Source organism: Oscillospiraceae bacterium MB24-C1, from assembly GCA_030913685.1.
Lineage (GTDB): Bacteria > Bacillota > Clostridia > Oscillospirales > Ruminococcaceae > Yanshouia.
Genome location: CP133187.1, coordinates 2,112,358 through 2,129,577, shown reverse-complemented (window position 1 = coordinate 2,129,577; position 17,220 = coordinate 2,112,358). Strand labels below are relative to the sequence as shown.

The 17,220-nt window shown below is 52.3% G+C and carries 17 protein-coding genes; 3 read left to right on the top strand and 14 right to left on the bottom strand.

Translation table 11 applies throughout. The features are described from left to right. The first annotated feature begins 327 nt into the window (after positions 1-327). From RBH76_10210 to RBH76_10200, 3 genes are all read left to right on the top strand, one after another. Entirely contained in the window at positions 328-1,506 is a 1,179-nt protein-coding gene (locus RBH76_10210; protein WMJ83095.1) for an acetyl-CoA C-acetyltransferase, read from the top strand. Between the two features lie 81 nt (positions 1,507-1,587). Then, entirely contained in the window at positions 1,588-2,364 is a 777-nt protein-coding gene (locus RBH76_10205) for an enoyl-CoA hydratase-related protein (protein WMJ83094.1), read from the top strand. A gap of 44 nt (positions 2,365-2,408) precedes the next feature. Then, positions 2,409-3,248, top strand: a complete 840-nt coding sequence (locus tag RBH76_10200; protein WMJ83093.1) for a 3-hydroxyacyl-CoA dehydrogenase NAD-binding domain-containing protein — start codon at positions 2,409-2,411, stop codon at positions 3,246-3,248. A gap of 165 nt (positions 3,249-3,413) precedes the next feature. Here the strand turns inward: RBH76_10200 and RBH76_10195 are convergent, their stop codons facing one another. The 14 genes from RBH76_10195 to RBH76_10130 form a co-directional block, all read right to left on the bottom strand. After that, the gene (locus tag RBH76_10195) at positions 3,414-4,739 is read right to left on the bottom strand and encodes an MATE family efflux transporter (GenBank protein ID WMJ83092.1); all 1,326 of its coding nucleotides are present in this window, start codon (positions 4,737-4,739) and stop codon (positions 3,414-3,416) included. A gap of 39 nt (positions 4,740-4,778) precedes the next feature. Then, on the bottom strand, positions 4,779-5,402 hold the full coding sequence (locus tag RBH76_10190; GenBank protein WMJ83091.1) for a thiamine diphosphokinase: 624 nt from the start codon (positions 5,400-5,402) through the stop codon (positions 4,779-4,781). Between the two features lie 2 nt (positions 5,403-5,404). Continuing rightward, positions 5,405-6,277 (bottom strand): ribosome small subunit-dependent GTPase A, encoded by an 873-nt coding sequence (gene rsgA / locus RBH76_10185; GenBank protein WMJ83090.1) that lies wholly within the window; start codon positions 6,275-6,277, stop codon positions 5,405-5,407. A gap of 12 nt (positions 6,278-6,289) precedes the next feature. Next, positions 6,290-8,299 carry a Stk1 family PASTA domain-containing Ser/Thr kinase gene (pknB, locus tag RBH76_10180; GenBank protein ID WMJ83089.1) on the bottom strand — a complete coding sequence of 670 codons (2,010 nt, stop codon included), beginning with the start codon at positions 8,297-8,299 and terminating at the stop codon, positions 6,290-6,292. Further along, a complete protein-coding gene (locus RBH76_10175) occupies positions 8,292-9,041 on the bottom strand; it encodes a Stp1/IreP family PP2C-type Ser/Thr phosphatase (protein ID WMJ83088.1) in 750 nt (249 codons plus the stop codon). Before RBH76_10175 ends, pknB begins: the two co-directional genes overlap by 8 nt. Further along, positions 9,032-10,102 carry a 23S rRNA (adenine(2503)-C(2))-methyltransferase RlmN gene (gene rlmN, locus RBH76_10170; protein WMJ83087.1) on the bottom strand — a complete coding sequence of 357 codons (1,071 nt, stop codon included), beginning with the start codon at positions 10,100-10,102 and terminating at the stop codon, positions 9,032-9,034. Before rlmN ends, RBH76_10175 begins: the two co-directional genes overlap by 10 nt. Continuing rightward, complete coding sequence (rsmB, locus tag RBH76_10165) at positions 10,099-11,382, bottom strand: 16S rRNA (cytosine(967)-C(5))-methyltransferase RsmB (protein WMJ83086.1); 1,284 nt, start codon at positions 11,380-11,382, stop codon at positions 10,099-10,101. Before rsmB ends, rlmN begins: the two co-directional genes overlap by 4 nt. Before the next feature lie 46 nt (positions 11,383-11,428). Next, positions 11,429-12,079 carry a zinc metallopeptidase gene (locus RBH76_10160; GenBank protein ID WMJ85226.1) on the bottom strand — a complete coding sequence of 217 codons (651 nt, stop codon included), beginning with the start codon at positions 12,077-12,079 and terminating at the stop codon, positions 11,429-11,431. 81 nt (positions 12,080-12,160) lie between these two features. Further along, positions 12,161-13,078: a methionyl-tRNA formyltransferase gene (fmt, locus tag RBH76_10155; GenBank protein ID WMJ83085.1), complete on the bottom strand. Its 918-nt coding sequence runs from the start codon at positions 13,076-13,078 to the stop codon at positions 12,161-12,163. 134 nt (positions 13,079-13,212) lie between these two features. Next, positions 13,213-13,677: a peptide deformylase gene (gene def, locus RBH76_10150; protein ID WMJ83084.1), complete on the bottom strand. Its 465-nt coding sequence runs from the start codon at positions 13,675-13,677 to the stop codon at positions 13,213-13,215. A 41-nt stretch (positions 13,678-13,718) separates the two neighbouring features. Further along, positions 13,719-16,166, bottom strand: a complete 2,448-nt coding sequence (priA, locus tag RBH76_10145; protein ID WMJ83083.1) for a primosomal protein N' — start codon at positions 16,164-16,166, stop codon at positions 13,719-13,721. 3 nt (positions 16,167-16,169) lie between these two features. After that, the gene (locus tag RBH76_10140) at positions 16,170-16,376 is read right to left on the bottom strand and encodes a DNA-directed RNA polymerase subunit omega (protein WMJ83082.1); all 207 of its coding nucleotides are present in this window, start codon (positions 16,374-16,376) and stop codon (positions 16,170-16,172) included. Then, positions 16,345-16,983 (bottom strand): guanylate kinase, encoded by a 639-nt coding sequence (gmk, locus tag RBH76_10135; protein ID WMJ83081.1) that lies wholly within the window; start codon positions 16,981-16,983, stop codon positions 16,345-16,347. The genes RBH76_10140 and gmk overlap by 32 nt, the downstream gene beginning before the upstream one ends. Continuing rightward, positions 16,973-17,206: a DUF370 domain-containing protein gene (locus RBH76_10130; protein WMJ85225.1), complete on the bottom strand. Its 234-nt coding sequence runs from the start codon at positions 17,204-17,206 to the stop codon at positions 16,973-16,975. Before RBH76_10130 ends, gmk begins: the two co-directional genes overlap by 11 nt. Positions 17,207-17,220 lie beyond the last annotated feature (14 nt).

Here is a 17,220-nt window from a genome sequence, read left to right as displayed (position 1 = left end):
AAAATGCTACGTGAAAATTTGTTTTCATATGCCGCACATTGCGAAAATTAAAATTTTAACAATGTCATGTAAATATTTGGCTTTCAGTCGGCATTATGGAAAGAATTTGCACGTTGATCATTGTGTTTATTATTTCAATATAATAAATCCACTTCCACTAAATTCGTCATGAAATTTTATTTTTTTTTGGCAAGGTGTACAAATTTTTCGTCAACTCGGTAAGACGGGAATGCATTCTATTGCAACATTAGCCCAATAATGGTATATTTGTGGAAGCATAACCTGAAAGGTTAAAACTGCACACACAAAAAAACGGAGGAATAAGACATGAGCAAAGAAATCGTACTCGTAGGCGCTTGCCGTACGGCTATCGGCAAGATGGGCGGTGCCCTCTCGAATATCCCCGCAGAACAGCTCGGCGCTATCGTAATGAAAGAAGCGATTGAGCGTGCTGGCATTAAGCCCACTGACATCGATGAGGTTCTCTTCGGCAATGTTCTGACCGCCGGAATGGGTCAGAGCCCTGCTCGTCAGGCTGCTATTCACGCAGGTATTCCGATTGAAGCCCCCGCTCTTACCCTGAATAATGTTTGCGGCTCCGGTCTGAAGACCATCAACATGGCTGCTGCGCTCATCATGGCTGGCGAAGCCGATGTCATCATGGCCGGTGGTATGGAAAACATGTCTCTGGCTCCATTTGCGCTGGACAAGGCTCGTTATGGCTATCGCATGGGCAACGGCAAGATCATCGACACCATGGTAAACGACGCGCTGTGGGATGCTTTCAACGACTACCACATGGGCATCACCGCCGAGAATGTTGCTGATAAGTATGGCATCACCCGCGAGATGCAGGACGAGTTCGCTGCTGCTTCCCAGCAGAAGGCTTGCGCCGCACAGGAAGCCGGCAAGTTCGACGCTGAAATCGTTGGCGTACCGGTTAAGGTCAAGAAAGAAACCGTTATATTCAATAAGGACGAGGGTCCCCGTGCCGGTAGCACCGCCGAGGGTCTCGCCAAGATGAAGCCCGCGTTCAAGCGCGACGGCGGCTCTGTCACCGCTGCAAACGCTTCTTCGATCAATGACGGCGCTGCCGCTATTATCGTTATGAGCGCTGAAAAGGCTAAGGAACTTGGCGTTAAGCCGATGGCTAAGTGGATTGGCGGTTCTTCCGCTGGTGTTGAGCCCTCCATCATGGGTATTGGCCCGGCTTACTCCTCTGAGAAGCTGTTCAAGAAGATTGGCATGTCGCTCGACCAGATCGATCTTATCGAAGCGAACGAGGCGTTTGCTGCTCAGTCTCTGGCTGTTGGCAAGCTGCTCGGCTGGGATGCTTCTAAGGTCAACATCAACGGCGGCGCTATCGCGCTCGGTCACCCCGTTGGTGCTTCGGGCTGCCGTATCCTCGTCACCTTGCTGCACGAGCTCGAGGCTGGCCAGAAGGGTCTTGCCACCCTCTGCGTAGGCGGCGGCATGGGCGTTTCCGCCATTGTCGAGAAGCTCTAAGACGTATTTTTCGCAAGGGGTGTGACACATTGCTGCCGCATCCCTTTTGCGAGTATCGCGATTCTGAGAGGAGCTAAACCTATGTCCTTTGTGAAATTCGAGCAAAAGGAACAATACGCGATTGCTACCATCGACCGCGAAAAGGCGCTCAATGCACTGAATACACAGGTGCTTGAAGATCTTGATACCATGCTCGACGCCATTGATCTTGAAAACGTGCGCGCTCTGATTATCACTGGCGCGGGCGAGAAGAGTTTTGTCGCCGGAGCTGATATCAGCGAGATGAGTGCGTTGACCAAAGCCGAGGGTGAAGCCTTTGGCCTGAAGGGCAACGCGGTGTTCCGCAAAATTGAAACCTTCCCTATTCCCGTTATCGCAGCCATCAACGGCTTTGCGCTTGGCGGTGGCTGCGAGCTTTCTATGTGCTGCGACATTCGCCTCGCAGCGGAGAACGCAAAGTTTGCACAGCCTGAGGTGGGCCTTGGCATCACCCCTGGCTTTGGTGGAACCCAGCGTCTCTGCCGCTTGATCGGCGTTGGCAAGGCCAAGGAGATGCTTTATACCTGTGGACAGGTAGACGCCCAGGAGGCGCTGCAAATCGGGCTGGTCAACGCGGTTTATTCGCTTGAGGAGCTGATGCCCGCCGCAGAGAAGATGGCTAAACGTATTGCACGCAACGCGCCTATCGCAGTGCGCGCTACTAAAAAGTCTGCAAACGACGGTCTGCAGACTGATATGGATTCTGCCATAGCCATCGAGGCTAAACTGTTTGGTAGTTGCTTTGAAACCGCCGACCAGAAAAATGGTATGACCGCTTTTTTAGAAAAGCGCCGCGCAGACCCTTATCAAAATAAGTAATATCAACTGCCGACAGGCAAATATAAAAAACGGAGGAAATAATTATGAAAATTGGTGTACTCGGCGCCGGTACCATGGGATCCGGCATTGCATACGCATTTGCTCAGGCTGGTCACGAGGTTATTCTCAGAACCCGTAAGCAGACAACGTTGGACAGTGCGATGAAGTACATGCACGGCACGCTGGCCAAGGCTGTTGCCAAGGGCAGAATGACTCAGGAAGAGATGGACGCCATCTATGGCCGTGTCACCCCCGCCACCGAGCTCGAGGCTGTTGCAGACGTTGACTTCATCCTTGAGACCATTGCAGAGAACATGTCCGTTAAGAAGGATATCTTCGCTGAGCTGGACAAACTGTGCAAACCCGGCATTGTCTTCGGTACCAATACTTCTTCGCTCTCGATCACCGAGATCTCTAACGGTGTTGAGCATCCTGTTGTTGGCATGCACTTCTTCAATCCGCCCCCCGTTATGAAGCTGATCGAAGTCATTGCTGGCGAGAACACCCCCCAGGAAGCTGTTGATCAGGTTCTTGAGCTGACCAAGAGCATGGGCAAAGAACCTGTAGCGGTTAAAGAAGCCCCCGGCTTTGTTGTTAACCGTATCCTCATCCCCATGATCAACGAAGCGATCGGCATCTACGCCGAGGGCGTTGCCACTGTTGAAGGCATCGACACCGCTATGAAGCTTGGCGCAAACCACCCGATCGGCCCGCTGGCTCTTGGCGATATGATCGGCCTTGACGTTTGCCTCGCTATCATGAACGTCATGTACTCCGAGACCGGCGATTCCAAGTATCGTCCGCATGGCCTGCTCAAGAAGATGGTTCGTGCTGGCAAGCTCGGCAAGAAGTCCGGCATCGGCTTCTACAATTACTCAAAGTAAGCCTTAGCGCTTTAAGCGCCACCCCTTTGGGGTGGCGCTTTTTGTGTAGTAAAAATTATAGATACCTGTCGAATAGCCAACATAAAAGGCTGCCGGTATAATGTATAATACCTCGCAACTTTTAAAATAGTATGAAGCGTTTTGTTCGTCTAAAAACAAGTATGCTTATATCACGGTATGACTGTGCCATTTCGTACCTATAAAACGTGTAATATAAAATACAGTGCGCACCACCCAATCAAAGATCATAGCGAGCCATACGCCAACGACACCCATGTTATAATAAAGGGCAAAAACATAGCTCAAACCGATACGGCAAGCCCACATCACCGACACCGAAACAATCATGGTAAACTTCACGTCACCCGCTGCGCGTAGCCCGTTTGGCAACGTAAAGGCGGTGGGCCAAAATATCAACCACGCGCCTGCGTGCATCGAGCTGATAATGATAGCAAGCTGCGCTGTCTGGGGCGAAAGCAAAAATACCCCAACCAACTGCTTCATAAATAGTAGCGCTAAAATGTTGGTTGCGCCACCGACGATATAAGCCAACTTTAGCAGCTTTTTTATGTAATAGCGCGCCTGCTCATATTCCCCCGCACCAATACACTGCCCCACAACGGTAATCATGCCAAGACCCACCGCTGAACCGGGAATACAAGCGATGGAGGTGATGCTGTTGCCGACAGCGTTGGCCGTGATGGCTACCGTGCCAAACGACGCGATTAGGCCAGACACCATCAGCTTACCAAAGTGGAACATACCGTTTTCAAGCCCCGTCGGTACACCAATACGCAAAATTGTCCCCACCATTCTGGGGCGAAAATTCAGCGGAAACATCCGCTCGACATACACCCTGTTGCGGCTGTCCCTGATAAGATAGACCATAACAATTGCCCCCACAATGCGGGAAATCAATGTTGCCAGACCAACGGCTCGGGCGCCCATGTGATAGCCAAACAAAAAAATAGCGTTTCCGCCAATGTTGAGCACATTCATCATCAGGGCGGTCAGCATAGATATGCGGGAGTTGCCCTGTGATCGAAAGAGCGCGGCGCCGGAGTTGTAGATTGCAAAGAAAGGAAAGGAAAGCGCTGTTAAGTAAAAATATTCCTGCGCCGATTCTAAGACCGCAGGTTCAACCGTGTTATAAACCAGCCTTAAAATATCGTACCGCCAAGTTACGCAGATAGCCGCAACCGTTATTCCAATGGCACCCATTACCAAAAACAGCTGCTTTGCTGCTTCGCAGGCAGCCGACTTATTCTGTCGGCCAAGATACTGCGCCACCACAATGGCGCCGCCTGTTGCCAATGCAGCAAAAACCTGCACCAGCAACATATTAATTGCATCGACAATTGAAACGCCAGAAACCACCGTTTCGCCGACATAAGCCACCATGACCGTATCAGCTACACCTATGGTGACGGCTAGCGCCTGCTCAATGATAAGCGGTATCATCAAGCGCGTAATATCTTTATTAGAAAACACCCTGTAATCTCCTCTGTTGACATCGGCGCCAAGTCGCGCCTAATTTATTTTGGATTCGACCACCAGCAGCGTGCCATCTAAAACGCTGACCCTACCCATCGGCTCAATAATATGATTGCCCAGCCCGATGGGAAACGCCTCGGTAACCACCGCATCGTTAAGTGGATATTGCATCCCTTTTAACGTCACCCCAATCGCCTTGCCGCTATATGCAAATATTGAAAATGTATACGCGCTGCGGCGGGGGATATCCAGTGTTCCATTTTTTAAAAGCTGAACACGATCTCTCGGGCCGATAATCTGACCGCTGGCACCAAATTCCTCTAAAAAAGCCAGTGCCTGCAGATTGGCAAGTGTGTGATCAAGCCTACCGCCCAGTGCAAACAACAGCACGAATTGCAAGTAACCGCGCCGCAAACCCTCACGCAACGCCAGCATGCTGTCGGTGTCGTCTTTTTCCACTGGGAATCGCAGCGTCTCTACCGATTCTGGCAACGGATCGCGGTAGGAATCAAAATCCCCGATCAGAAGATCGGGGGTGATACCGCGCCGCTTTGCTGCTAGATAACCGGCATCACAACAGATCACAAAATCTTCAGGTGTGACGGTAAAATCTATCTCTCCCTCTTCTCCAGCACAAAACACCACACATCTGCGCACCATGCTTAAACCTCCCAGTCCTTAATCTGTCGCGCTTCTTCGTACATTGCAAGATAGCTCTCATGCCGTGACGGTGCAATCTCACCCGATGCCACCGCCGAAAGTACTGCGCAGCCCTTCTCCTTAGTGTGCGAACAGCCGGTAAAACGGCACTGGCCTAAGTAGGGCTCAAACTCACGATAACACAATTCAAGCTTATCTTTTTTAATAAGCTCAAGCTGCGCCGTTTCAAGAGAAGAAAAACCAGGTGTATCGGCAATCAGCCCGCCGCACAGCGCAAACAGCTCTGTGACGCGGGTCGTATGCCGCCCGCGCCCCAGCTTTTGGCTGGTCTCGCCGGTTTTAAGCGCCAGTGCTGGATCGATTGCATTTAAGAGTGTCGACTTACCCACGCCCGTGTTACCGGCCAGTACGCAAAGTTTGCCTTCTATCAACGAGGCAATTTCTTCGGGCGAATCGGCCAGGCTATTGATGCTTTTAACCTCATAGCCGACCGAGCGATACAGGCTGCATAGCGTGCCAGTGTCTGCTAAGTCGGCCTTGGTCACTACAATGACCGCATCAATGCCTTTATATTCGGCAATGGCCAGCATTTTATCCACCACCAAGAGATTCGGTACCGGGTCGGTAATCGAAAGTATCAGCAGCAAGCGGTCGATGTTGGCTATCGGCGGGCGAACCAAACTGTTTTTTTGCTCTTTCAAGCCGATGACAAAGCCCTTTCCGTCATCGGTATGCTCCACTTCTGCAATATCCCCCACAAGGGGGGTAATCCCCTGCTTGCGGAATAAGCCGCGCGCACGGCATTCTATCACGCCGTTGTCGGTGTCAACATAGTAAAAACCGCCTGTCTGCCGTATAATGCGTCCTTGTGGCATGGTGTCTCCTCTTTAGCTGTGCATATCTGAATTATCCTCCACCAGCGTATATCCGCCGGTGTTGAAGTCGACCTCATAGGTTTGGTAAAGAAAGTCGTTGTACAGAATAAATATCTTCGCAACACCCGAACCTTCGAACAGTGGTTTCCAGAAAAGCGCGGTAGAGGGTTGCAGTCGCTCTTCGCGCAGGATGCGCCCGTCAAACATCGCCTGCATCTTGACGATGTCGGTCACGTCGCTTGGCAGCGGAATATGCAGCGTAATCTGGTTTTTACGGTTCTCGCCGCCCGAAACGTTCAGGTTGACAAATGCTCCAGTGGCAATCTGAGAGGTCGGCGCCGGGTCCTGAGAAATGACAACATTCTCCGCCTTGTCACTGGTGACATAGCTGATGCCACCGATCTCCAGCCCAAGCTGCTGTAACAACGCTCTGGCCGCTTCGATATCCATGCCGGTCAGATCCGGTACCTCAACCACCTTGTTTTCAGGGCCCATGCTGATCTGCACCTTCACAACGGTAGAGGCGGGAATTTCGCTGCCAAAGCCAGGGTCGGTTGCAACGACCGTACCGGCCGGCTGTTGAGAAAATATCTCGACCTTCTGGTATTCAAGGTCTAGGTCGGCCAGTTCCTGATAGGCCTGTGTCTCTTCCATGCCGATAAGGTTGGGCATCAGCACCACCTTGGTGCCGTTTGAAATAACCAAGCGTACCACTGAGTTTTCCTTGACTTTGGTGCCCGCCTTGGGCTTCTGGCTGACCACCTCACCGCGCTCGTAAAGATCGTTATATTGGTTGTCTTCAACCTCCAAAACGAATTGAGAATATTCCTGCGCATTCTTTATTGCGTCGTACTTTAGTCCGGTGAGATCTGGCATCATGATATCCGGCACCTTCTCAAGTGGGTTGTTCAGATATAGCATCGCACCGATAAATGCGACCGAGATAACAATAAACGCCGCAGTGATGCCTGCCAGCGCCATCAATATTGAGCCTCTGCGCGGCTCATCATCCTCATAATTTCGATTGTCCCGGTTAGGAACCGGTACCTCTTTTCCCATGGGTTTTCTGGATCGTTGTTTTGCCATACGTTCTCCCTTGCCATCCCGCAATTGTTTTGCATGGCGCATATTTCGCCTAAAACGGTCGCTTTGCGCCTTTTGATCAGTCATGTATTTATATTCAAAATGCACCGAGGGGTTTTGCTTAAAGGCTTCAATATCCTTTAGCATTTCATCGGCCGACTGATAGCGCCGGTCGGGATCCTTTTCCATCGCGCGCAACGTAATCTCCTCTAGTCCCTCGGGAATTTCGGGGTTGATACTGCGCGGCGACGGCGCTTCAAGCTCAATCTGCTTTAAGGCAACCGAAACAGGGCTGTCAGCGTCAAACGGCAGCTGTCCGGTGAGCATCTCATAGAGCATAGCGCCGATGGAGTAAATGTCTGCACGCTGGTCGGTGTGGTCACCCTTGGCCTGTTCGGGGCTGATGTAATGCACCGACCCGATAGCGCGATCGGTGATGGTGTGCGACTCACTTCTAGCAAAGCGCGCAATGCCAAAGTCAGTAATTTTGATTCGTGCGTCGGACAGCAGCATCACGTTCTGTGGTTTGATATCCCGATGGACAATGCCCTTTGAATGTGCATGAGACAACGCCTTTAGTATCTGAAGGATAAAGTGTACCGTCTCTTTCCAAGCGAGCGGCCGCTGTTCTTCCATATATTCCTTCAGCGTGATACCGTCAATGTATTCCATAACGATACACCGCATATTATGCGCAAAGCAAACGTCATAAACCTCGATAATATTGGGGTGCGACAGCATGGCAATGGCCTTGCTCTCGTTTTTAAAGCGGCGCAGCAGCTCTTCGTTTTCATAAAACTCTTCGCGTAGCACCTTGACCGCCACCGTCTTGCCGTCCGACAAATCGGTGGCCTTATAGACATTTGCCATGCCGCCGACGCCGATCAGCTCGCTGATCTGGTAACGCCCCTCAATCTTTTTTCCGATAAAGTTATCCATGTGCGCTGACCTCCTCGGCTACGCAGCAAATCACCGCAGTAATATTGTCCCCGCCGCCATTCTCGTTAGCGCGGTCGATGAGCGGCGCGACACTTTTACGCTTGACGGCAATGGCGGTCAGCGCGCAAATATCTTCATGGCTCATATAGTTGTAAAGACCGTCGCTGCAAAGCAGAATTGTATCATTTGGCAGCAAGTCAATTGAAAAAATGTCATAGTTAATCTGCGGCACAACCCCCACCGCGCGCGTGATGTAATGCCGCTGAGGATGATGTTTTGCGTCATCCTGAGAAATCTCGCCCCGGTCAATGAGTACCTGTACCACCGTGTGATCCACGGTAAGCTGCGTCAGCACATCGTTGCGCAACAGGTAGGCCCTCGAATCGCCCGCGTGGATAAAATGCGCACAGTCTGGCAACACCACTGCACCCACCAACGTGGTACCCATTCCGGTCAGTGTGCTGTCGGCTTGCGCGGCATCAAAAACCACGCTATTGGCAGCAGCACCCGCACATTCCAGTACCCGGCGCATTGTGCTTTCGTCGGTGACGTCTTTTAAATCTCGGCGCAGCATTGCCGCCGACGCCTCAATGGCTAGCTCGCTGGCCTGTTCGCCACCCTGTTCGCCGCCCATGCCGTCGCAGACCATCAGCAGCAGTTTGCCATCCAGCTTCTCCGCTAAGAATACATCCTGATTGTTTCGCCGCTTTTGCCCTACATGAGTATCGCCTGCTATCCACATTGCGCATCGCCCCCTTTCGCATCTTTTCTTCTAAGCTGACCGCAGGCCGCGTCTATTTCGCTGCCAAGCTCTCGCCTTATGGTGGCGGAAAGCCCGCCCGCTGTCAGTATGTCCCTAAATGCTTCGGCCTGTTTGCGACTGCCTCGGGTAAACCCAGTTTCAGCCACGGGGTTCACCGGTATAAGATTGACGTGACAACTCTGGTTGCGAAGCAGCGCCAACAACTTCTTAGCCTGTTGTGGGCTATCGTTGACCCCCGCTATCAGTGCGTATTCATACGAGATGCGCCGCCCTGTCTTGGCAAAATACCGGCGGCAGGCCGCCAGCAGTTCCTCAATGGGGTAACGCTTATTGACCGGCATAATTTTATCCCTTGTTTCATTATCGCACGCATGCAGCGAGACCGAAAGTGTCAACTGATAAGATAGTGCAGCCAAATCGTCAATTTTATCCACCAAACCGCAAGTCGACAAAGAAATATGCCTGTGAGAAAGGTTTATGCCGTTGGGATCACGCACCAGCTCTAAAAACCGTACAACATTATCAAAGTTATCAAGCGGTTCGCCGATGCCCATCATCACAACCGAGTCGACCCTCTCGCCCGAAAGCTTTGTCACGGTGTAAATCTGCGAGAGCATTTCGGAGGCCGTCAAATTACGCACCTTGCCCCCGATGGTAGACGCACAGAACCGGCAACCCATATAGCAGCCCACCTGCGAGGAGATGCAAAGCGAATTGCCGTAATCATGCCGCATAAGCACCGATTCAATGGTGTTACCATCAGGTAGCTTAAACAGATATTTGGCTGTGCCGTCCGACGCGCTCTGGCACCGGCGTGCGTCAAGCTGCGTTATGTAGCAGCGCTCTGAGAGTGCCGCCCGAAACGCAGCCGGCAAGTTCATCATCTCGTCGAAGCTGGCCACAAGCTTATTATGCAGCCAGCCAAAGAGCTGCCCCGCCCTAAACTTGGGTTGACCCATATCGCGCACCAGCGCTTCCAGCTCCGCAGGTAGCATTGACAGTATATCAAGTTTTGTGGCAGCTGTTTTCTGCGCGTTCATCTGTCTCTCCTGATGCGTGAAATAAAGAATCCATCGCCGCCCTGCGGCTGGGGCAGAAAAGTCTTGTTCCAGTCCGTACCGTCAAACGGCGCAGGAGAAAAGTCAGGGTGTTCCCTCAAAAAAGATTCAACCACCCGCTCATTTTCGTCGGGATTCAGCGTGCAGGTGGAATAAACTAAAATTCCGTCCGCTTTTAAATAGTTTGCGGAAGTTTTTAGAATTTTATACTGGAGCTCAGGCAGGCCTTCGAGCGACTGAACGCTGCGATATTTAATTTCGGGCTTGCGGCGCAGCACGCCTAATCCCGAACAGGGCACGTCACAGAGGATGCGGTCGAATTGGCCTAAGCCCTCGTTCTTTTCCGCTCCGTCGTTGACCTGTGTGGTGATAATGTTAATCCCTAACCGCTTGGCCCCCTGCTTGATTAGCTCTAGTCGCGCGGGGGCTATGTCGCAGGATATGATCTCCCCACGGTTTTGCATCTGCTGCGCCAGCACAAAGCTCTTGGAGCCGGGTGCTGCACAAACATCCAAAATGCGCTCGTCCGGTCGCGCTTCCAGTGTCAGTGCGGCCTGCTGAGAGCAGACGTCCTGCACGTGGAAAAACCCCAGCTTATGCGACACAGTGTGTACTGCGTCGCCCTCTATCTCAATGCAGTTGCCGTCCAAAGGGCGGGCAACCGCCTTACAATCGTGTTTGGAAAGATGCGTTAACAGCGTTTCGGCATCTGTTTTAAGGGTATTAACGCGGATATAAATTGGTGGGCGACCCATAGAGGCCGAAAGCAATAGGCGCGTCTTTTCCTCACCGTGCCACGCCAAAAACAGCGCGATTAAACCCTCGTTACAGGAGTATTCAACCGCCAATCTAGCTGCCAGGCTACCCGAAATCGGGGGAATTGCACAGTCATCGCGCAAAAAGCTACGCAACATACCGTTGACCATGCCGGAGGCGGCACGCTGTCCCATCGCCTTAGTCATATTGACTGCTTCGTCCACCGCAGCGTGGTTTGGTACTGAATCCATAAAAACAAGCTGATAGAACGCCAACCGCAAAATAACCGATACCGTGTCCGAAAGCGAATGCCGCGCGTATTTGGCAATGCAGTGATCCAGTGTTAACTGTCGTTCCAAAGCGCCATAAAAAAGCGCCGAAGCAAAAGCCGCATCACGCACAGACAGCCGCGCTTTGTTAAGCGCGGCGTCGAGTGTCAGCTGTGAATAGCCGCCGCGGTCAACGCGCAACAACGCTTTGGCCGCAACCTGTCGGGCAGTCTCCATCAATGTTCCTTTCCGTGCCGTCAAAACAACACTGTCGCGATTAAATTCAGTCGCGTCTGCGATTAAACAGCAACACAAGACGCAACAACTGCGCCGCTGAGACAATTAACGCGGCAACATAGGTCAGTGCAGCGGCAGTCAGAACCTTTCGGGTCTGCGACACCTCGTCCCCCTGCAAAATACCCTCGTTGGAGAGGGTGCGCATGGCGCGGGCACTCGCATCAAACTCCACTGGAAGCGTAACAAGCTGGAATAACGCCACCATAGCAAAGCAGATGATGCCAATGCCGACGAGCGGGTTATTGTTAAACAAAAAGCCAAATAAAATCAACGGCATCGCCAACTGCGAGCCAAAGTTGGTCACCGGGATAATCGCATTGCGGATGCTCAGCGGTCCATAGCCGGTTGCATGCTGCACCGCATGACCCGTCTCGTGCGCCGCGACGCCCAGTGCCGCAATCGAATTGCTGCCGTACACACTATCCGACAGGCGAATAACCTGATCTCTTGGGTCGTAATGGTCAGTCAGTGAGCCGTTGATATGCTCAATACGCACGTTGTAAAGTCCGTTGTCATCCAGAATACGTCGCGCCACATCGGCACCGGTATAGCCTGAGTAACTGCGCACTTTTTGGTAGCGTGAAAAAGTTCCCTTCACCTTACTTTGTGCCCAAAGCGAAAAGAGAATGGCTGGCATAACCAAAATCAAATAATAGCTGTCAAGGCCGTAATATCCGTAATGTCCAAACAAGCAAATCGCCCCTTTCAAAAAGGTCTTTTAGAATAGTTTACCCAAAGTCAGCCGCTGCCCTCGGATAAAATCTGCCGCCGCAATGCGTTTTGCACCCTCAAGCTGAACTTCTAGCAGTTCGACGGCTCCGCTGCCGCAAGCGATAACTAGCCGTTTGTTATCCAGTAGCTCGCCGGGCTCACCGGTTGTCTTATTCAAATTGTCAATCACGGCGCGATGAATTTTAAGCCGTTTGCTATTTAACATGGTGTAGGCACCCGGCCACGGCGTTACGCCGCGAATGCGGGCATATACCATTTTAGCGTCCTGTGCCCAGTCGATTTCGCCGTCGGCCTTCTTTAAGGGCGGCGACCAGCAAGCCAGCGCGTCATCCTGCGCAACGGGCGTAAGGGTGTCGAGCGATGCAACCGCCTCGGAGAGTGCCTGCGCACCCAGCTTTGCAATGCGGTCAAACAATTCACCCGCCGTTTCATCTTCCCCGATTGGCGTCTCTTTTTTCAGCAGCATATCGCCGGTGTCCAGACCCTGTGCCATCTGCATGATGGTCACACCTGCAATCGGTTCGTTGTTGATGACCGCCCATTGAATCGGTGCAGCGCCGCGATATTTTGGCAGCAACGAACCGTGGACATTGATGCAGCCCTTTACGGGGATATCTAGCACCGCCTGTGGCAGAATTTTGCCGTAAGCCGCCACCACAACCAGCTCAGGATTAAGCGTAGCAAGCTGCGCCTGTACCTGATCATCTTTGAAGGTTTGTGGTTGATACACCGTAATACCGTGCTGCTGTGCCAGAACCTTGACCGCCGGTGGCGTCAGCACAAAATGTCTCCCTTGTGGCTTATCGGGCTGGCAGTAAACCCCCAGAATATTATGGCCATCGTCTAGTAATCGCTGAAGCGAAGGCACCGCAAAATCAGGCGTGCCCATAAATACAATTTCCATCTATAAATCTTCCTTCCTACTGCGCTTCTAGGCACAAAATGTCCTTAGAACAACAGGCCATCCTGTGCATGTGTTGCGTTTATTTGCAATGCGCGCAACACGCGCTGAGAATAGAAGCTTGAAATCTTTCAAACTTAATACTCCTCGGGCTCAAGCATTCTGGAAACCAAATCCTTAAACAGTCGGCCGTTGAGGTGGTCGGTCTCGTGGCAGATGGCGCGGGCCAAAAGCCCCTCGCCCTCAATCTCACAGACTTTTCCATTACGGTCGTGATATTTAGCGCGCACCTTTCTGGGGCGCTTGACCAACCCGTACTCCCCAGGGGAAGAAAGGCAACCCTCGGCGTCGTCGATTTGCTCGGCACTCTCATAGACTATCTCGGGGTTCACCATCTCAATGACCCCCTGGCCAACGTCGATGGTAACAACGCGACGCAAAACGCCCACCTGCGGGGCTGCTAGTCCGACACCGTTGGCCTCTTTCATCGTTTCGGCCAAATCGTCTATCAGCATGTGCAGTCTGTCGTCAAATTTCTCTACCGTTCGGGAATGCTTGCGCAGTATCTCATCGGACTCGTTTAAAATTTTGCGTATCGCCACTTTTCAACATCCTTTCGTTTACACATCAAGCTGTCACAGTGCTAGAGGTTGGAATCGTAATAAAAATCTAGCGTCACTGCCGCCATATTCTTCTGTTGATGATACCACGCAAGCATCTCAGCAAAGAGCGCACGCGTTCTTTTGTCGCTGCGGCACTTAACCAGCAGCCGACAGCGGTAACGCCCCGCTACGCGGTAGGGCCTGCACTCAGCAGGGCCGAGCAGCCGTATCGGCAGATCGGCATAATTTTGTTTCGCTGTTTCAATAAATTGGTTGCTATATAATTTAGCACTTTGAACGGAAATGCGTTCATTTTCAGACCAGAAGACCACGCACACAATATCACAAAAGGGCGGATACAATCCCACCCTGCGGTAACCAATTTCTTCGGCATAAAACGTCTTATAGTCCTGCGCAGCGGCTAGCGCCAGAATGCGGTTTTCAGGCGTGAAGGTCTGGATAACCGCACGACCGGGCTTTTGCGCCCGTCCACAGCGTCCCACAACCTGTGTGATAAGCGAAAAGGTGCGCTCAAAGCTGCGAAAATCTTCACCATAAAGCGATTGATCGGCGGCCAGCACACCCACGAGCGTTACATTGGGGAAATCAAGCCCTTTGGCGACCATCTGAGTGCCGATCATAATATCATAGTCGCCCCTGGCAAACGCCTCAAACGCGCGTTGATGCGCAAAGCGCGACATGGTGGTGTCCATATCCATGCGCAGAATTCTCGCCGGTGGAAAAAGAGACTGCAATTCTTCTTCGATACGTTGAGTACCAACGCCGGTATAACGCAGCATCGCACTCTTGCAGTTGTCGCACGGGACGGTCTCGGCCCGGGAATAGCTGCAATAGTGGCAGACCATCCGGCGGTTGGCCGAATGAAAGGTCAACGGGATCGAACAGTGCGGACAGCGCGCAACCTCCCCGCAGGAAGAGCACTTGACCATTGTGTTGTAACCGCGACGGTTCAAAAGCAAAATCGACTGTTCTCCCCTCTCCAGCGTTTCTCTGATCTGCTCACACAGTTCTTCAGAGAGGGTGGCGGAAATGGCGCTCAGTGGCGCGGTAGACATGTCTACCGTGAGTACATCCGGCAAGAGATTGCCCGAGTAGCGCTCACTTAGTTCAGCGAGATGATATCGGCCACTCACGGCGCTATAATAGCTTTCAACTGATGGGGTTGCCGAACAGAGCAGTACCTGTGCGTTGTGCGTTTTGCCGCGCAGCCGGGCGATATCCCGGGCATGGTAGCGCGGTGCACTTTCAGAGTGGTAGGTATGCTCCTGCTCCTCATCGATAACGATAAGCCCGATGTTTTTAAGCGGAGCAAAAACCGCCGATCGGGTACCGACTACAATATCGGCTTTTCCCTCGCGGATGCGCTGCCACTCGTCTAAGCGCTCAGTCATCGAAAGTGATGAATGCAGTACCGCCACCCGCGCCCCAAAACGGGCGCTGAATTTTGAGACGGTCTGCGGGGTGAGAGATATTTCAGGTATGAGTACCATCGCTTGGCGCCCACGAGCCAGAACATCTTCAATAAGGCGTAAAAAAACCTGTGTTTTTCCGCTGCCGGTTACGCCATGCAGCAGCGAGGTGGTGAATTCATTTTTGTGTCCGAGTACGCACAGTGTATCAAACGCCCGCTGCTGCTGCTCGGAAAGAACAATCGGTACGGTGTCGGTAATCGGATTTGTCTTGTCGGCTGTCCGACGGGGGGTAACCTCCTCAAACAGCTCGAGTAGACCTTTCTTTTGCATGCGGTCAACCACCGCGCGGGTAGCCCCAGCAAAATAGCATAACTCACGCACCGAGGCGCAACCAACCTGTTCCAGAAGGTTGATGACCGCCTGTTGCTTGGGGGTGTATTTATGCGTTTCAGGCTCTGTGCCTTGCTCAACGACCAACCGCGCCATCACAGCACGCTCGTCTGCGATACGTTTTTTTATCATTCGGCTGCGTGTCACAAGCCCTGCGGCAACCAACTCTTCAATGCATGCCGACCGTGAGGAGAGTCCAAGCGCAGACAGCGCCTTTTCCTCCGGCGTAATGCCGCGGCGGTTAACCAAAAGCGCATACAGCTGCTGTGCTTCGGGTGATAACCCCTCGACTTCTATATGTTGGTCTCGCACCGGCGAAAGCCCCATATTGACCTTCACGCCCATACCAGGCGGTATCAATACGCGCAACGCCTCAAACCAAGTGCAAAAGGTTGCGGTGCGCACAGCCGCTAGTAGAAAAAGTCCCTCATCGTCTAAAAGCGGTGCCGCATCCAAAAGCGAATGAATCGCCTTTAGTCGCTCGGGCAGTTCCCTTTGTGCTTCTTCAACCGAGAGCACTAACCCGATCCGGGTGCTATTGCCTGCCCCAAATGGCACCAGTACGCGGCAACCTGCCCTGGCACAAATTGTTTCCGGCAGCAGGTAGTCATATTCCTTATCATAAGCATAAGTCGCTTTTTCAATGGCAACGTGCGCAATGTTCATAGATTATATCTGAATTTCGCTGTGGGTCACAAATTTACTCTTGCCACAGGCAAATTCGTCAACCGAAAGTTTGACGGGCTTGCCCTCCAAAACGTCGTGCTGCTCCTCGGCAGTATCCGCAATATAGCGAGCACGCTTGGCAACAGCTACCACAAATGCGTAGCAGTCCTGGTTTCTATCAAGAATTTCGCTCATTGCTGGTCTCAGCATTTTTTAGCACCTCTTCAATTCTTTTTCTGTTCAACCGGGTAATCAGCCCGCCCGCGTTGATAGCGCATAGCAGCTGTTCCCTGGCCGATTCTATGTCATCGTTAATCACGATAAAATCGTATTGATCTGCCAGACGAATTTCTTCTGCGGCGGCGGCAAGACGCCCCGCGCGCTCAGCGTCTGTTTCGGTTCCTCGTCCCTCAAGGCGGTCGGCCAGCTCCTCAAGCGAGGGCGGCATAACAAATATCATCAGCGCATCCGGGCAAAGGGCATGCACCTGAGAAGCACCCTTTGTTTCAATCTCCAGAATCACGTTACGTCCGGCCTCTAACTGCTGCTCGACAAAGCAGCTGGGTGTACCGTAGTAGTGACTGTTATATTGGGCGTATTCCAACATTTCACCGTTTGCGACCATTTTTAAAAACTGTTGGCTGTTTACAAAATGATAATGTACGCCATCAATTTCGCCCGGTCTCGGTTGGCGCGTCGTCGCCGAGACTGAAAGCATCAGCGGCCCTTTAGGCGCAAGCAGCGGGGAGAGCAGCGTCCCTTTTCCCACGCCTGATGGACCGGAATAAACGATAAGTTGTCCGCGTTTATGCTTCATCCTGCTCGTCATCCTCATCGTCATCATCCAGGCGGTTGGCCACCGTCTCGGGCTGTACCGCCGATAAAATCACATGGTCAGAATCGGTAATAATGACCGCCCGGGTGCGCCGTCCATAGGTCGCGTCAATCAGCGAGCCTCGGTCCCTGGCGTCCTGTATAATGCGCTTGATGGGAGCCGATTCCGGGCTGACAATCGCGACCAATTTCCGCGCCGAGACCATATTCCCAAATCCAA

What these genes read in the sequence shown, in the direction of transcription:
- RBH76_10210 (WMJ83095.1), top strand. Translation starts at nt 328, where the DNA reads ATGAGCAAAGAAATCGTACTCGTAGGCGCTTGCCGTACGGCTATCGGC.
- RBH76_10205 (WMJ83094.1), top strand. Translation starts at nt 1,588, where the DNA reads ATGTCCTTTGTGAAATTCGAGCAAAAGGAACAATACGCGATTGCTACC.
- RBH76_10200 (WMJ83093.1), top strand. Translation starts at nt 2,409, where the DNA reads ATGAAAATTGGTGTACTCGGCGCCGGTACCATGGGATCCGGCATTGCA.
- RBH76_10190 (WMJ83091.1), bottom strand. Translation starts at nt 5,402, where the DNA reads ATGGTGCGCAGATGTGTGGTGTTTTGTGCTGGAGAAGAGGGAGAGATA.
- rsgA (WMJ83090.1), bottom strand. Translation starts at nt 6,277, where the DNA reads ATGCCACAAGGACGCATTATACGGCAGACAGGCGGTTTTTACTATGTT.
- pknB (WMJ83089.1), bottom strand. Translation starts at nt 8,299, where the DNA reads ATGGATAACTTTATCGGAAAAAAGATTGAGGGGCGTTACCAGATCAGC.
- RBH76_10175 (WMJ83088.1), bottom strand. Translation starts at nt 9,041, where the DNA reads ATGTGGATAGCAGGCGATACTCATGTAGGGCAAAAGCGGCGAAACAAT.
- rlmN (WMJ83087.1), bottom strand. Translation starts at nt 10,102, where the DNA reads ATGAACGCGCAGAAAACAGCTGCCACAAAACTTGATATACTGTCAATG.
- rsmB (WMJ83086.1), bottom strand. Translation starts at nt 11,382, where the DNA reads ATGGAGACTGCCCGACAGGTTGCGGCCAAAGCGTTGTTGCGCGTTGAC.
- RBH76_10160 (WMJ85226.1), bottom strand. Translation starts at nt 12,079, where the DNA reads ATGCCAGCCATTCTCTTTTCGCTTTGGGCACAAAGTAAGGTGAAGGGA.
- fmt (WMJ83085.1), bottom strand. Translation starts at nt 13,078, where the DNA reads ATGGAAATTGTATTTATGGGCACGCCTGATTTTGCGGTGCCTTCGCTT.
- priA (WMJ83083.1), bottom strand. Translation starts at nt 16,166, where the DNA reads ATGAACATTGCGCACGTTGCCATTGAAAAAGCGACTTATGCTTATGAT.
- RBH76_10140 (WMJ83082.1), bottom strand. Translation starts at nt 16,376, where the DNA reads ATGCTGAGACCAGCAATGAGCGAAATTCTTGATAGAAACCAGGACTGC.
- gmk (WMJ83081.1), bottom strand. Translation starts at nt 16,983, where the DNA reads ATGAAGCATAAACGCGGACAACTTATCGTTTATTCCGGTCCATCAGGC.
- RBH76_10130 (WMJ85225.1), bottom strand. Translation starts at nt 17,206, where the DNA reads ATGGTCTCGGCGCGGAAATTGGTCGCGATTGTCAGCCCGGAATCGGCT.